Raw genomic sequence first — 14,460 nt, 5'->3', positions numbered from 1 at the left:
AAAAGCTCAGGAATTAGTATTTTCGTCAGGCGCTTCAAACTTGTAACCATAGCCCCGCACAGTTTTAATAAACTCTGGTATGCTGGCGTCGACTTCCATCTTCTTGCGAAGCTGACCAATATGCACATCAACCACCCGGCCATCTCCCACATATTCACAACCCCAGATTTTTTGGATTAGCTGTGGGCGACTCCAAGCCTGATTAGGATGACTTGCCAAAAAATGTAAGATATTAAATTCCAAGGCTGTTAAAGCAAGAGGTTTATCGTTAAGTGTTACCTCCCGGCCCTCTGGGTTAATTGCTAGCTGCTTAAAAATTATCCGTTGTGTTGGGGAGGGGTTGATATAACGTATCCGTCTCAAAAGAGCTTCTACTCTAACTTCAATTTCTGCAAGACTAAATGGTTTAGTCATGAAATCATCAGCACCTGCGCTTAAGATTTTAATTTTATCAGCCTCGTCAGTCCTACTAGTTAGTATCAGCACTAAAACATTAGTACGGCTTTGCATTTCTTGGCAGAGGCTATAACCATTAAGATCGGGCAAATTCCAGTCTAGGATCACTAAAGCTGGGTTGAATTGCTCAAACAACGATAAGGCAGTCTTACCATCTGCTGCTGACTCTATTTGATATTTCCGACTTAAAAAACGATATACGAGATTTCGGACACCGAAATCGTCATCAACAATCAGAATTTTGGGAGTAGTAGGAGGAACCATAACCATAATGCTGCCTATTGTAGATTGGGCGATTCGCTCTTGCGTCAGTTTTGCTTTACGTGTTTCTGTTGAGAGTATATTCACGCGCGTCTCTGCTGAGTAGGATCGCTACTGTAGTACTTGTGTACAGTTAATCTTCCTTGAAGTTTATCAAAACTTCAGCCATTGTAATGCTAATAAATTGTATGGTTTTTGTATAATCTTGAATTAGTATTGTATAATACTAAGACTTTATACTTAATACAAGTATAATAAAAGACCATTTTTATAACTAGCAATAGTGTAGAAAAACATCAAATACCAGGGTATTTGCTACAAATTTTTTGTAAAAGCAACGCACTTCCTGCTTAATTAGGTATTCACAAAGGCTCACAAACCAAGCCATAAGCTAATCTAGATTCTAAACTCTACTTATTCAAGTGTAAATTAACTAATAGGTATCTGCTCCTGAAAAGGGTCTACGAAAATTTACCTGGGGTGCATTTACATGTAGCTACCCTTTTAAGCATATACTATACTACAAGTTTCAACCTGAGACTATGACAACCCAAAAGCTGAGAGCATAGCTAGAAGGTATAAGGGCAGCAAAAACAGCTTTAATAGACAAAAGTTAGAGTCAATACGCTTCAGTTAACGGTTATTGGTGTAGATAATTGGTATTTTAAGACGCGATAAATCGCGTTCCTACATAAGGGTTCTGGGCTTATCTAAACTGTACTGAACTTGGAGTCATTATAAATTAGCAACAGCTTTAAGCATTACATGTTAAGCAGGTTCCAAATTTTTTGCAGGTGAGTCAGTTTACCGCTCTTGTTCTGTGTAAATTTGCTAACAGCTAGCATTATCTTGGTAAACGGTTGCTGGCTTCCCTGAAGATGTGGCATTTGATTTGAATACTAAGGCGTTATTGTTAGCGATCGCAGATATTGTAAAGGTGCAGAAACTATGTACTAATGGCTGAATCTTCTAAACTTTATTCACAATATGTTTGAATAATTCAATATCAAAAATAGAAACTTAAAATATATTTAATAGAATTAATATAATAGCCAGGTTTTATTAGTCTAACTTGACTATATTTACAATGCATTAAATGGTAGAAAATATTTTAGTGAGTTATCTATCTCAGGAGAGACTTTAAGTGAATTCAGCCCAGAGAAAGAGCAATTAAATGCATTTAGTCCGTTAAATTGCTATTAATATCGTTAGTAAGGGGACAATAATTATGGTTAACAATTTAGTAGGCGGGATCATTCCCCCACAACCACCAATAGAAGCACAATCTGATGTTCATGTACTGAAGTCTCGTCTAGAATGGGGCGAGCCAGCTTTTACAATACTGGATGTGCGCGATCGCAACACCTTCAACGAAGGTCATATTATGGGAGCTATGCCGATGCCACTAGATGAATTGGTAAAGCGTGCAGTACCTTCTTTGAATAAAAGCCGTGATATTTACGTTTACGGCGCTAACGAAGAAGAAAGCGCCCAAGCTGCACAGCAACTGCGTTCTAATGGATTTGAGCATGTCTCCCAACTCAAAGGTGGTCTTGCAGCATGGAAGGCTATCGGTGGTCCAACAGAAGGCATTATTGAATCAAAAACTCCCCCAGGTGCAGATGACTACAATGTTGTAGATCGGCTAAAAAATCACCAAGAAAACCTACCAAAGGGAGGCCCTAGCGCGACGGAATCCATTAAAAAAGGAGCTAGTGACCTCAAAGATAATATTCAAGAGGGAGCCAGTAATCTGAAGGAAGGCATTCAAGAGGGAGTCAATAATGTCAAAGAAGGCATTAGTGAATCTAAAGCTCCTAGAAACACTGATGATTCCAATATTGGCTCTTAGGCGAAAAATAACTTAGAAAATTAGCAATAGACCTCTTGCATAAATCAATAATGAGAACCATACTCTACCTTTCGCTGATATCAAAGCCTCCTTTCTTTACTTACCGTGAGATGTTAGAGATGGGATGTTAGTGAATTTGCCAAGAGGTCTAATCTAGATTTCTCATGAGCAGAAAATTTACAATTTAGGAGTCAATAGAATATTGTCTTTTGTATACTTGGACTCTAGAGAAAAAAATTAAAAAAACTTAATTGTTTGATTAATGTTCAAACAAATCTTTAAACTGCAACAAATCCAACGAAACTATTGTTGGTAAAAATTCAAAACATTCTTGAGCAATTTGCCAACGTTCTTCTCGTTTAAGCATTTCTGTTAACTTCTGCTGCACACTAAGTAAATAGCGCACATCATTGGCAGCATAACTCAGTTGAGCTTCAGATAAGCTAGCGGCGTTACCCCAATCAGAACTTTGAGAGCTTTTATCCAATTCTACTTGTTCTAACTCTTGCACCACATCTTTAAGTCCGTGGCGATTTGTGTAAGTACGGGCTAACTTACTGGCAATTTTGGTACAAAAAACAGGCTGAACCTGAATCCCGATATTGGCTCGCAAAGTGGCAAGGTCAAAGCGAGCAAAGTGAAACACTTTTACGACATTTGCCGCTTCCAAGAGTTTTTTTAAGTTTGGGGCATCAGCTTGCCCTTTGGCTATGCGGATTGCAGTCACTTTCCCGAATTGGTTGCACAGCTGGACAAGACACAAGCGATCGCGTTGTGGCAATAATCCCATCGTTTCTGTATCAACTGCGATCGCTGTAGATTCTAAATACTGTTCAAGGGCTGCGTCACTGAGATCGCGATCGCTCACCTGAAAATCTTGTAATGTCATGAATCGCTCAAAAATAATTGTAGTGTCTCACAGATAAAGCTCTTGTCAGACACTACATTATTATTGTGCAAAACAATCAGAAATTAAATCTACCTAGTGCGAAAGAAAAGCTGTGTAAGGTAGACTTCGCCTTGATTATTAGTAGCAACGCCAATTCCAGTCAGGTTGTAATTTCCTTTAAGGTTCTTTAAATGTCCGGGACTTTTGATCCAGCCAGTAACAGCTTCGTCTACAGGGCTACTATATCCTCGATTGAAAGCAACATTTTCCGCCGCACTGTTGTAGCGAATAGGGATAGCTTTGACTCGCCGTTCAAATCCCTGATGGCTAAATGGGGTTTTACCTTTAGCCATATTCTGACTATGAATTCTTGCCTGTCGAGTGATATTTGCATTTAGGGTCAACTTTGGCAGTCCTTTAGAAGCCCGATATCGATTAATTTCGTCAAAAACGGATTTTTCTAGCTCCGTAGTTTTAAAAGTAGGAGTCGATACTGCAACCTGACTGGAAAAAAGCGACAACAGCTTATTACGGGTGGATGTATTCGTAGAAGTATGATTTGGTATCGGAACAGTCGTTAATCCACTAGCAAGGACAAGCGCACTTAAAGCGATGCCAAAAGCAGTTTGTCGGAACATGGAGAATTGCGTAATATGTAGAGATATAAGACTTATACTCTACCCTATTGTTCCGACGATATATACCAGGATACTATTAAGGATTGATGAATTTTGGCAATCTGGCTGCATCCTTGTATAGGAAGTACAAAAAATCATTTCCAATTGTCAATACCTCAATAGATCAGCTTCATGAAATCATGATTATTTTGGCTGGCTGAAAATTTAAGATTTTCATGAATTACTAAAATAGGACTTACGCAAAAGTACACGCTGTAGGGGCAATACCCTGCGGGAAGCCGCTTTGCGTCTACATGAATTGCCCCTACGTGAAAATAAGGGTTTCGGCTATTGTTTGCGTAAGTTCTGTAAAAAAAATAATGTAGTATTCAATAGACAAATGTTATTGAAACTACATTATTCAATATAGGAATCCGGTTTGATTACTGAATTTACTTGCGTGGGCAGGAAACAGGGAATAGGGAACAGGAAACAAGAGATAGATTCGTACTGAAGTCTTGTTCAAAAATCAAATAGGAATCCTATATTAGCCTGAAGTCTGGGGAATTTGAGAAAAAACCTAAATTTCACCAAATCTATCAGCGAAAGAAAATTTGTGTGAAGTAGATTTCGCCCCTACTGTTGCTAACGACACCAATCCCCGTTTTATTGTAATTACCTTTGATAGCGGCTAGATGCCCTGGACTTTTGAGCCAGCCTTCAAAAGCTACCTTTGCAGGATCATCATATCCCTGGTTGTAAGCGACATTTTCACCAGCCAAACTGTAAGGAATACCGACTGCTTTAACACGTTGTGGAAATCCCGTATGTCCAAAGGGAACTTTACCATTAGCCATGTCCTGACTGTGAATCTTGGCTTGATTATCGATGGCAGAATTACTAGCCAGCTTTCCTAGCCCTTGGGAAACTCTGTAGTTATTAATTTTGTTGAAAATCGATTGTTTGAGAGCAGCCGTGTTATTACCAGATTGTGCAACTTCAACAGTATTATTTGATGCTTTTGTAGGCTCTGGCGTACATGTTTGATTTGTTACAGACTTGGCTATCGACCCACTACTGAGAATAATAGTGCCTAAAGCAACGCCGTAGATTGTTGTTTTAATCATGTGATGAAACTAACTGAAACTCTAGCTCCAGAAAGTTTAACCAAGCTAGTATCAATCTGACAACTTGATTATAAGTCTATATACCTTTGTTTATAGCCTTTTATGTTCAAAAACTACCATTAAACTTTAAAATTCATGAGATTACGAAAAAATAATGCAGTTTATAAAAAAAATTCCTCTATCATTAGGATGATTATTTCTATATAAACCACTTTTCGCGCTTCATTTTGTAATACACGAACATTTCCAACATCTAGCTAATGGTGGTTAGATAACAATCAAAAATCCCTAGTTTTTATCCGTATTAATACTGTTAAGTGATAACTAGTATGAATTATTATTGAATATCCAAATATAATGTATTCAGTGCTAATACTGGTGCAATTAGGTAATATTGAATATGAATGGCATAAATTTATCCATGAAAACCTCTTGCGTGGAATTTGTAACTCGTAATTCCACGCAAGAGTTTCATATCATGTTCGGTGAAAGACTCATTATTAAGACCGCAGTTCTTGCAGGGGAAAGAGGATTTTCTGCTTTTTTTGCACAGATGCAGGAATTATCACTAATTAGGCGGATACGATATCATTCATTTAGCATGAGTAAGTAGGTTGGCACAATTAAAGACAACTGGCGAGGTCTATCCTTTGTCATTGCTCATTTGTAAGGGTTTTAACCATGTTTACATTGCTTAACATAGTTTAGTTTAGTTTATTCTCGCCCACTTACCTAGTTTACTTCCGCCATGTTGTACTAGCTTTGGTTGAGAGTTTCTAACTCTTCCTGTACCACTCGCAACACCCGTGCAATATATTCCGCACGCCACTGTTCCCGTTCCTTAGTTACTTTGGCATCGGGTTCGTAAGCTTCAATCTCAGTAATCGATAAAATACCTTTCATCTCCAGCAACCGTTCAATGGTGTCTAGCCGCTCATGCAGCACAGAAACTTCGCCAGTCAGAGCCATGACGATCGCTAACAATTTATCAATTTGCGGATTATCTAAGTAAACAGGCCGTTTACCCTTGGCTATTTTTGTCATCCTAATACCCATTATCCAAAAATCAGACCACACATACAAAAGAAGGAAACCCAGAGAAAATCTGACTTCCTCAATTACGTAGCTTGCTTCTCACGCCTTGGCGAGTATTACGAATTACGAATTATTACTTAGTTGCTGCAACTACAAACCAAGTTCCTTGGCTGCCTGAGTTAGCATTTTTAAACAGGCTATTAGTTACGTTTGCTTTCCATGCCCCATTAGGGACAAACTTCTCGAATGTCTTATCTGCTGCGAAACCAGCCTCAATAGCTAGTGACACCAAATCCAGATCGCGTACAGCACTCCAGAAGGGTTCGTTGTTGTTAGCAGTTTCCCAGTCATAAACAAACTGCGTATAAATATCCATGTGATGATACAGGGGCGCTTCCACATGGAGCATCATGCCGCCAGGAGCCAGTAGACGATAAGATTCTTGCATAACTTTACGGACGGCTGGCGGGGGAATTTCATGCAGTAAAATGTGAGAAACTACTAAGTCAAATGATTCATCTGGGAAGTTAGTTTGCTCGGCATTTTGCTGAGAGAAGTGTACCCGTTTGCCCAAAGTTTCGGCTCTTGCATGAGCATAACGCAGCATGGGTGCGCCTACATCTATAGCATGGACTTCTGCCTCTGGAAAACCATCCACATAGGGTAATGTGCTATTGCCGATAGAACATCCCATATCGAGAATTTTTCTGGGTCGAAAGTCGGGATACTCTGGTAGGAGATAGTTTTGAACTATAGATAACCCCATATCATCGTTCAGCGGCCCCAACCAACCCAAACCATAAACGTAAGCCCCGCGATCGTAAGTTGCACCGGCAGCTACATCATCAGCGGTGAATTCACTGTGATATCCTCCAGGCATACAGTGAATGTCAACAGCTTTTTGATAAGTAGGTATTTGAAAATTTGGGTCGAGGGTTAAAGTACCCAGTTCACCATTCTTACTTTTGGCACGCTCAATCAACTCTGGCAGTTGTCTATCAACACTGGAATTTACAGCATCCCATAAAATTTCTTGGTTGATCCGCTTGAGGGCACCCATCCACCGATAGTAGGGTTCATGCTGCATTACTTCCCGAATTTCATAACGATTCTGGGGAGGACGCTGATGCTCTTGTTCAAACTTCGGCTTGGCTAGTTTTTCATAAATTACTTTATTACCAGGAGAGATATTCCTGAAAATATGCATTCTCAAACTTTGCACAAAATTTTGGCGTGCCAACTCGTCATGAGTCGGTTGCGGTAACATAGCATGTTGGAATTGTTGAGCCATTATTGCTTTTTCCCCAAAATTTTATGTATATTTAGGCATTATTTAAGAACTTGGCTACTGTTTGTACATCCTTATCGCCACGTCCAGAGCAGTTGATTACAATCCGGGGACTGCCAGTTAGTTGGGGACATAGGGTTTCTAGGTAGGCGATCGCATGGGCTGTTTCTAATGCCGGGATAATCCCTTCCAATTTCGACAATCGCTGAAATGCCGCTAAAGCTTCTGCATCAGTCACACTATAGTATTCAGCGCGACCAATATCTTTCAAATAACTGTGTTCTGGCCCCACACCGGGATAATCTAAACCTGCACTAATGGAGTGTGCCTCAATGATTTGCCCATCCTCATCTTGTAGCAGGTAGCTCATTGCTCCGTGCAATACACCAACTCGTCCTTTTGTCAAGGTTGCAGCGTGTTTTTCAGTATTGACACCTTCTCCTGCTGCTTCAACCCCAATGAACCGTATAGAAGACTCATTCATAAACTCATAGAATAGTCCCATAGCATTGGAACCACCACCCACGCAAGCCAAGAGAATATCAGGCAAGACACCCCACTTTTCTATTGCTTGGGCGCGAGTTTCTTGACCGATTACTGCATGGAAATCACGTACCATCATCGGGTAAGGATGGGGCCCTGCTACCGAACCCAGGATGTAGTGAGTTGTTTCCACATTTGTTACCCAATCCCGGATTGCTTCAGAAGTGGCATCCTTTAGAGTTCCAGTTCCCGCTTCCACTGGACGCACTTCTGCCCCCATCAACCGCATTCTGAACACATTTAAAGATTGGCGTTCCATGTCATGAACGCCCATGTAAATTATGCATTCCAGCCCAAAACGAGCGCAAACTGTGGCTGTGGCAACTCCGTGTTGTCCAGCACCCGTTTCGGCAATAATCCGTTGCTTACCCATGCGCTTTGCCAACAATACTTGACCAAGGGCATTATTGATTTTGTGAGCGCCAGTATGATTTAAATCCTCGCGCTTTAAATAAATTTGCGGCCCTGTGCGATCGGGTCGGGCATAATGAGCAGTCAGGCGTTCAGCGAAATACAATGGTGTGGCACGTCCTACATAGTCCCGTAACAACTGCTGTAGTTCTGCTTGAAAACCAGGGTCATTGCGGTATTGCTGATAAGCTGTTTCTAGCTCAGTAAGAGCAGGCATCAGCGTTTCAGGTACATACTTACCGCCAAAGCGTCCAAAGCGACCTAGCGTATCAGGAACCTGAGCAGTTGAATTTGGAGATAGGGGAGTGGTAGTCACAAGCTGATTTTTATGAGGGGAATGACTTAATTATTATAGAAAGTCTAGGGCATATCTAGCTTATATCTGGGGACTGGAAACTAAATTCTTCATCGATACTCAATGCCCCATGCCCCATGCCCAATTAATTTGAATCTCTAGCAATGGATTTGTGATGTTAGCCTAGAAATTGATATTCCAGCAGAATGGTTGCGTAGAAGTTTCCACTGCCTTTGAAATTTTTCTTAATAAATATTTTATGTCTTCTTCCAATTCTAAATCTTCTGACAAAAGCTTTGTCTACCGTGAATTTGGTAACGACAACTCCGCCGCCACAGAAAGACCAGTTCCAGAACTGCCCCCACAACAACAAAATCTTAAAGTACAAGCTTCCCGCAAAGGACGCAAAGGCAAAACTGTCACAGTGATTAGCGGTTTTCAAGCCAAACCAGAAACCTTGGCAGACTTGGTGAAGCAGTTAAAAACCCAGTGCGGCACAGGTGGGACAGTTAAAGATAACGAAATTGAAATTCAGGGCGAACACAAGCAGAAAATTGTCGAGATTTTGACCAAGTTAGGTTACAAAGCTAAAATTAGCGGTGGCTAATCTTGAGTGCGGTTTACCGCATCTTAACCGTGATCTAAATTAAGAGAGAAAATGTTATCTTTGAAAGGTACAAATATGCTTGAGCAGTGCTAAATAACTTTGCCAACAAGCTATTTTTTGTGAGATAAATAGGAGGCTTAAATGGATTTAGTTCGGATTTTGTGTGCCATTTTCGTGCCGCCTTTGGGAGTTTTTCTGCAAGTAGGTTTTGGCATGGACTTTTGGATTAATATAGTTTTGACACTTTTTGGCTACATTCCTGGGATTATTCACGCAGTATGGATAATTGCCAAGAAATAATTCTTTGCGGGCGTAGGTTAGAGGCTCTGTATCCATTGATAAATTGAGTCAGAGCCTCAATGATTGCATTTCCATGCAGAGCATAGAAACGAGGAAATTTGACTAAATAAAAATTTATAAGAATCCTAAGCATGTTGGTTTATAACTTTGACTTAGGCATTATAATACTTAACTGAAAAATAACTATTTATTTTACTAACAATCAAAGTTGTAAAGCCCGATTTTCCAAGTCTCTAATGCAGGCTTTTGTGTGTTGATAAATACTGATTTAGCTCTCATTTTTTAACATGGCATAGAGTCTAAATTCCAAAAGCAAGGGGCAGATGTGCAATTGCCATTGCACAGTTGAGACGTTCAAATCTTTAATCAATCCAGTGCGTATATCTAGTACCCAGCCATGAACCATAGGTGCTTTTCGCTCATAGAGTACCTGACGCATGACGGAAGTTTGGTAAAGATTTTTCACTTGCGCCACAACATTGATTTCCGCCAAACGATTCAGACGTTCTTCTCTTGTTGGCAAGGCATCAATTTCTTCTTGTTTGTGTAAATACAATTCCCGAATCGGATTTACCCAGTTATCAAGAATTCCGATGGTTCTGCCTTCTAAAGCCGCTTTAATTCCTCCGCAATCGTAGTGACCACAAACGATAATGTGTTCCACTTTTAGATGTAAAACTGCGTATTCTAAAACGGCTAAAAAGTTAATATCTGTTAGAGAAACTTGATTGGCAATATTACGATGTACAAATAACTCTCCTGGTTCTGTACGAGTAAACCTTGTTAATGCTAGACGGCTATCAGAACACCCGATGTATAGAAAAGGTGGTGTTTGTCCGTTAGATAATTCTTGAAAGTAAGTTGGATCTACAGCTAGTTTTTCGGCAACCCAAGCCTGATTATTTCTGAAGAGTTCATCAATGCTGTTATATTTCATCTTTCGTCAAATTCGAGAGAGAATCTCATCAATATTTTAGCTGATCTACAGTTTTCTATAAATCAATATGAACTTTTTCCGAGCTAAAATTTTTATAAAGATGATAATTTTTTCTACAGCATTAATAAAATGAATGTATAAATTATAAACAAGGAAGTTAAAATTTATAGAAAAAACAACTATGTATAAATTTAAAAGGTAACTAAATAAAGTAAAATTTTTATCAAAAATAATCTAAGCGTTGATACTGACTACCGATTTAAAATCCTCATCTAGCATTCCTATATATTGTTATAAAGCAGAGAAAGTTTTGTAACCAGAATCATTTTAAATCACATCCCAAGCTGTGCATTTGAGTCAAGAAAGTGCGACGGCAATTTTGAATACTCGCCTCTTCAATATACAGAGATTTCTGGCAGTGGTAAGCTAAATGCCAAATTTGAGGTTGAGATATTAAATTATCAGCTTTAATCGGGGGCAACAACTTTGTTATCCTGATGATGGTTGATTGACCAACGGTGATCAACAGTCATAGAAGAAAACTCGCAAATTTCTTCTAGCCGTTTTTGCTGTACGGCAGCTTTACGCAAAGTAATAATTAGTTGATTTACCTGATGCCGTAAATCTGGGTTATCATTTACAGCTAACATGGTTTGTCTTTCTAAAAGTTGAAGTATAAGTTCGTAATGAATAGGAGAAGGTAAAGGAATTTGCTCCATGAAGTTAAGTTTTGATTTCATATTTAAGATTTTGTACTAGTCAGATTTTGTCTCTTGTGAATAAATTGTTACATAATAAATAACTAGTTGCTTATGGCTTTGAATTGATTAGCAATGAAGATTTAGCAAAGATATGATAATACTTGATGGCAATATGCTGCGTGTCTACGCATAGTATGCCCAATTGCCTAACTATTGTATGTAGTTATTTGCCCTGCGCTAAGGGGCGTAGGGAAAGTATTTATTTCAGAAATTTCTCGGTAATAGATGGCCGATCGCAGCGCCGGGATCTGGTTGTTTTACCAAAGATTCTCCAATGAGTACAGCGGATGCACCTGCTGTCAGCACCAAACTCAAATCATCTGGGTTGTGTAGTCCTGACTCGCTGACAACAAGGATGTTTTTCTCTTGCAATTGGCTACCCCTTGCAGCTAAAAGTTGACAAGTAGTTTGCAAGTCAACAGAGAAATCTTCCAAATTGCGATTATTGATTCCGACTAAGGAGACGCCATCTAAGGCTAACACACGGTCAAGTTCTGCCAAACTATGAACTTCAACCAAGGTTGCCATTTTTAGGTTGTTAGCAATTTTAAGGAAGTATTTCAAATCTTGATCGCTCAAAATAGCCGCAATCAACAAAATAGCATCTGCACCCTGAACCCGCGCCAAGTATATCTGGTAAGCATAAACGACAAATTCTTTGCACAGTAGGGGCAAATCTACGGCAGCCCGAACCTTGGCTAAGTTTTCAAAACTACCTTGAAAGAACTTGACATCTGTCAGCACAGAAAGACAACTAGCGCCACCTTGCTGATAAGACAGGGCGATCGCTACTGGGTCAAAATCTTCTCGTAAAACACCTTTGCTTGGTGAAGCTTTTTTAACTTCGGCAATCAATGCTGGCTTAGTCTTACCTTGACGCAAAGCGGCGACAAAATCACGGGTTGGCGGCGCAGTCAGTACCCGCTTCCGTAATTCTTGCAAAGGAACTTTTTCCCGCATTTGGTCATATTCTACTTCTTTCTGCCAGACAATTTCTTCCAAGATGTGGTTTGGCGCGGCATCAGGCACGACAGCCTGATAACGCAATATCGATACATCAATAGCTGGGTTAGGTGAGCGGCGACGGATTTGCATAATTGGGGAATGGGGAATGGGGAATGGGGAATGGGGAATGGGGAATGGGAATGGGGAATTTTCTACTCCCTACTCCCTACTCCCTACTCCCTAATCCCTAAATGGCGATCGCTCGTTTATAAGCTTCGTCCAGCACTTCCGAAAGTGTCGGGTGCGCGTGAACTAGATGTGCGAGACTTTGGACAGATTGACGGTTTGCGATCGCAGCTGAGGCTTCATGAATTAAGTCTGAGGCGTGTAGTCCAAAAATATGAACACCCAAGACTTCTCCGGTATCTTTGCGATATATCACCTTGGCAATACCATCGGCTTCATTTTCTGCCAACGCTTTGGAATTCCCTTTGTAGTAACTCCGACTGGTGGCGATTTCAAAACCTTCGGTTTGCCCTAACTCCTTAGCTGCGGTTTCTGTTAAGCCTACATAGCTAACTTCTGGGTGGGTAAACGCCGCCGCCGGGATGCTGCGATAGTCTACTATTCTTTCCCTCCCAACTATATTTTCTACGGCGATGATGCCTTGAGCAGAAGCCGCATGTGCCAACATCATCTTCCCATTAGCGTCGCCAATTGCCCACAAATGCGGTACTACTTCACCTGCTGATAGTACTGCCATGCGATCGTCAACTGGGATAAAATTCCGCCGATCCAGTTCCACGCCTACAGACTCCAAACCAAGGTTTTTGGTCGCTGGGATGCGTCCTGTAGCCACCAAGCAAGCATCTACTTCGATGACATCTACATCTTCTTTGGTTTTGAAATCTGCTAATTCAATCACCACTGGTGAACCGGGGATGACTTTTTTGGCGTATATCCCCACTTTGGTTTCAATATCGCGGGGAGTAATCAGTACCCGTTCGGCAAGTTTGGCAATGTCTCGGTCAAATCCTGGCATTAACTGATCTAGGGCTTCAATCAAGGTGATTTCACAACCCAAAGCTGAGTAAATATCAGAAAATTCTAAGCCGATGTAACCACTGCCAATAATCGCTACCCAGTCTGGTAGAGACTCTAACTTAACGCCTTGATCGCTGGTAAAGACAGTTTTGCCGTCTACTTCAATCCCTGGAGGCACAAAAGGAATTGAACCAGGGGAAAGGATGATGTCTTTGGCTGTGATGGTTTTTTCACCGCCGTCTCCGGTAACAGAGACTTTTTGCGCCCCAGCAATTTTTCCCCAACCGTTGATAATATCAACTTTTAGACGTTTGAGGCTGTTGGTTAAGTCGCCTTGAATTTTCGAGACGAGATTATTAGCATGATTAGCGATCGCTTGGCGATCAAATTCCACGCTACCAATTTGAATTCCCAGTGACTTCAGGTGGTGGGCATTGCGTAACTCCCGCACACGTCCAGATGCTGCCAGCAACGCCTTAGAAGGAATACAGCCCCGATTAACACAGGTTCCTCCCATATCAGCAGCTTCAATAATCGCTGTTTTCAGACCGCAACTTACGGCGTGTAAGGCTGCGCCATGCCCGCCTACACCAGCGCCGATAATTACTAAATCGTAATCAAATCCTTGACTCACGTTAGTTTCCCCGTGTGCTTCGCCTATTTATTCTCAACTTGACCGACAATCAGCGCAATCCCTTTAACAGTCATCAGTTATCAGTTGTTAGTTTCGTCGCTGGGTTTAAGCCCCCAGCTACCAGTTATCAGCAATCGCTATTAACTGGATTGATTTAAATCCTCTACCATCCGCCTGATAACTATTTACTGATTTAACGTTCGGGTTTTGCTAACTCAAATTATGATTCACTCACTTCTGGCGGAAAGATGGATGTTTTCAGTAATTATAGTCAAATCTAGATACTTATTTTTTTTAGACTCCAAAGGGAGTGGAGAGGCAGGGGGAGCAGGGGGAGCAGGGGAAGCAGGGGAGGAAGGGGGAAAGGGGACAAGGGGGACAAGGGAGAATTATTAAACAAGTTTCTTCCTTGTCTCCCCCCTCTTCCTTGTCTTCCTTGTCTTTTCCCAATGCCCAAT

13 protein-coding genes and 1 pseudogene are annotated in these 14,460 nt (G+C 40.8%); 3 read left to right on the top strand and 11 right to left on the bottom strand.

Going from position 1 to position 14,460, the window contains the following annotated elements:
- Positions 1 to 6: 6 nt before the first annotated feature.
- On the bottom strand, positions 7 to 726 hold the full coding sequence (locus VB740_RS07275; protein ID WP_323199385.1) for a response regulator transcription factor: 720 nt from the start codon (positions 724 to 726) through the stop codon (positions 7 to 9).
- 1,219 nt (positions 727 to 1,945) lie between these two features.
- On the opposite strand from VB740_RS07275, the pseudogene VB740_RS07270 reads away from it, so the two are divergent.
- Positions 1,946 to 2,392 (top strand): annotated as a pseudogene (locus VB740_RS07270) (rhodanese-like domain-containing protein); the annotation flags it as partial.
- 436 nt (positions 2,393 to 2,828) lie between these two features.
- Here the strand turns inward: VB740_RS07270 and VB740_RS07265 are convergent.
- From VB740_RS07265 to trpB, 6 genes are all read right to left on the bottom strand, one after another.
- The gene (locus VB740_RS07265; RefSeq protein ID WP_323199372.1) at positions 2,829 to 3,458 is read right to left on the bottom strand and encodes a ribonuclease H-like domain-containing protein; all 630 of its coding nucleotides are present in this window, start codon (positions 3,456 to 3,458) and stop codon (positions 2,829 to 2,831) included.
- Between the two features lie 89 nt (positions 3,459 to 3,547).
- A complete protein-coding gene (locus VB740_RS07260; protein WP_323199371.1) occupies positions 3,548 to 4,096 on the bottom strand; it encodes a CAP domain-containing protein in 549 nt (182 codons plus the stop codon).
- Between the two features lie 578 nt (positions 4,097 to 4,674).
- The gene (locus tag VB740_RS07255) at positions 4,675 to 5,202 is read right to left on the bottom strand and encodes a CAP domain-containing protein (protein ID WP_323199370.1); all 528 of its coding nucleotides are present in this window, start codon (positions 5,200 to 5,202) and stop codon (positions 4,675 to 4,677) included.
- 756 nt (positions 5,203 to 5,958) lie between these two features.
- Positions 5,959 to 6,246 (bottom strand): hypothetical protein, encoded by a 288-nt coding sequence (locus VB740_RS07250; RefSeq protein ID WP_323199369.1) that lies wholly within the window; start codon positions 6,244 to 6,246, stop codon positions 5,959 to 5,961.
- Positions 6,247 to 6,370: 124 nt separating this feature from the next.
- Positions 6,371 to 7,528, bottom strand: coding sequence for a class I SAM-dependent methyltransferase (locus tag VB740_RS07245; protein WP_323199368.1), 1,158 nt, complete (start codon positions 7,526 to 7,528; stop codon positions 6,371 to 6,373).
- A gap of 31 nt (positions 7,529 to 7,559) precedes the next feature.
- Complete coding sequence (trpB, locus tag VB740_RS07240; protein WP_323199367.1) at positions 7,560 to 8,795, bottom strand: tryptophan synthase subunit beta; 1,236 nt, start codon at positions 8,793 to 8,795, stop codon at positions 7,560 to 7,562.
- Positions 8,796 to 9,033: 238 nt separating this feature from the next.
- Between trpB and VB740_RS07235 the strand changes: the two genes are divergently transcribed.
- Positions 9,034 to 9,381, top strand: coding sequence for a translation initiation factor (locus tag VB740_RS07235; protein WP_323199366.1), 348 nt, complete (start codon positions 9,034 to 9,036; stop codon positions 9,379 to 9,381).
- 141 nt (positions 9,382 to 9,522) lie between these two features.
- Positions 9,523 to 9,681, top strand: coding sequence for a YqaE/Pmp3 family membrane protein (locus tag VB740_RS07230; protein WP_322645037.1), 159 nt, complete (start codon positions 9,523 to 9,525; stop codon positions 9,679 to 9,681).
- Between the two features lie 268 nt (positions 9,682 to 9,949).
- Here VB740_RS07230 and VB740_RS07225 read toward each other — a convergent pair whose 3' ends face one another.
- The 4 genes from VB740_RS07225 to lpdA all read right to left on the bottom strand — a co-directional run bounded on the left by VB740_RS07225 (position 9,950) and on the right by lpdA (position 14,002).
- Complete coding sequence (locus tag VB740_RS07225) at positions 9,950 to 10,618, bottom strand: carbonic anhydrase (RefSeq protein WP_323199365.1); 669 nt, start codon at positions 10,616 to 10,618, stop codon at positions 9,950 to 9,952.
- A 467-nt stretch (positions 10,619 to 11,085) separates the two neighbouring features.
- Complete coding sequence (locus tag VB740_RS07220) at positions 11,086 to 11,337, bottom strand: DUF5340 domain-containing protein (RefSeq protein WP_190914598.1); 252 nt, start codon at positions 11,335 to 11,337, stop codon at positions 11,086 to 11,088.
- Between the two features lie 246 nt (positions 11,338 to 11,583).
- Positions 11,584 to 12,474 carry an indole-3-glycerol phosphate synthase TrpC gene (gene trpC / locus VB740_RS07215; protein ID WP_323199364.1) on the bottom strand — a complete coding sequence of 297 codons (891 nt, stop codon included), beginning with the start codon at positions 12,472 to 12,474 and terminating at the stop codon, positions 11,584 to 11,586.
- A 97-nt stretch (positions 12,475 to 12,571) separates the two neighbouring features.
- Entirely contained in the window at positions 12,572 to 14,002 is a 1,431-nt protein-coding gene (lpdA, locus tag VB740_RS07210; protein ID WP_109009063.1) for a dihydrolipoyl dehydrogenase, read from the bottom strand.
- Positions 14,003 to 14,460: the final 458 nt, after the last annotated feature.

Origin of the sequence: Nostoc sp. UHCC 0251, from assembly GCF_034932245.1 — a bacterium.
Taxonomy (GTDB): domain Bacteria; phylum Cyanobacteriota; class Cyanobacteriia; order Cyanobacteriales; family Nostocaceae; genus Nostoc.
Note: the sequence above shows the minus strand (reverse complement) of the source record. Positions and strands in the feature narration are given on the sequence as shown.

Coding starts and splice junctions, on each gene's coding strand:
- VB740_RS07225 (WP_323199365.1), bottom strand. CDS start 10,618: ATGAAATATAACAGCATTGATGAACTCTTCAGAAATAATCAGGCTTGG.
- VB740_RS07220 (WP_190914598.1), bottom strand. CDS start 11,337: ATGGAGCAAATTCCTTTACCTTCTCCTATTCATTACGAACTTATACTT.
- VB740_RS07260 (WP_323199371.1), bottom strand. CDS start 4,096: ATGTTCCGACAAACTGCTTTTGGCATCGCTTTAAGTGCGCTTGTCCTT.
- VB740_RS07250 (WP_323199369.1), bottom strand. CDS start 6,246: ATGACAAAAATAGCCAAGGGTAAACGGCCTGTTTACTTAGATAATCCG.
- VB740_RS07275 (WP_323199385.1), bottom strand. CDS start 726: ATGGTTATGGTTCCTCCTACTACTCCCAAAATTCTGATTGTTGATGAC.
- VB740_RS07230 (WP_322645037.1), top strand. CDS start 9,523: ATGGATTTAGTTCGGATTTTGTGTGCCATTTTCGTGCCGCCTTTGGGA.
- VB740_RS07265 (WP_323199372.1), bottom strand. CDS start 3,458: ATGACATTACAAGATTTTCAGGTGAGCGATCGCGATCTCAGTGACGCA.
- VB740_RS07255 (WP_323199370.1), bottom strand. CDS start 5,202: ATGATTAAAACAACAATCTACGGCGTTGCTTTAGGCACTATTATTCTC.
- VB740_RS07245 (WP_323199368.1), bottom strand. CDS start 7,528: ATGGCTCAACAATTCCAACATGCTATGTTACCGCAACCGACTCATGAC.
- trpC (WP_323199364.1), bottom strand. CDS start 12,474: ATGCAAATCCGTCGCCGCTCACCTAACCCAGCTATTGATGTATCGATA.
- VB740_RS07235 (WP_323199366.1), top strand. CDS start 9,034: ATGTCTTCTTCCAATTCTAAATCTTCTGACAAAAGCTTTGTCTACCGT.